The organism is Mammaliicoccus sp. D-M19, from assembly GCF_022386695.1.
Classification (GTDB): domain Bacteria; phylum Bacillota; class Bacilli; order Staphylococcales; family Staphylococcaceae; genus Mammaliicoccus; species Mammaliicoccus sciuri.
Genome location: NZ_JAJNHW010000023.1, coordinates 1 through 314, shown reverse-complemented (window position 1 = coordinate 314; position 314 = coordinate 1). Strand labels below are relative to the sequence as shown.

Sequence of the window (314 nt, the reverse complement as noted above, 5' to 3'; positions counted from 1 at the left end):
GAATACTAATCGATCGAAGACTTAATCAAATTTTAAATCGGTTTTAGCCGTAAAATCTGCTTACTATCTAGTTTTGAATGTACAATACATTTCAATCTGTATTGCGTAGAGAAAATGCTTATAGACAACGAATCACAATGGATGACAAATGAGTTTACTTTCGTAAATGAATGAGGAAGACAGCAGTGATGAGGAAGTATGTAAACGATTGACTCAAGCAATAATTTGTCTGGTGACGATAGCAAAGAGGTCACACCTGTTCCCATGCCGAACACAGAAGTTAAGCTCTTTAGCGCCGATGGTAGTTGGGCTTA

Annotated in this window: 1 rRNA gene; it reads left to right on the top strand. The window is 37.3% G+C overall.

The features are described from left to right. Positions 1 to 228: 228 nt before the first annotated feature. Positions 229 to 314, top strand: a 5S ribosomal RNA gene (rrf, locus tag LQ675_RS14915); the annotation flags it as partial.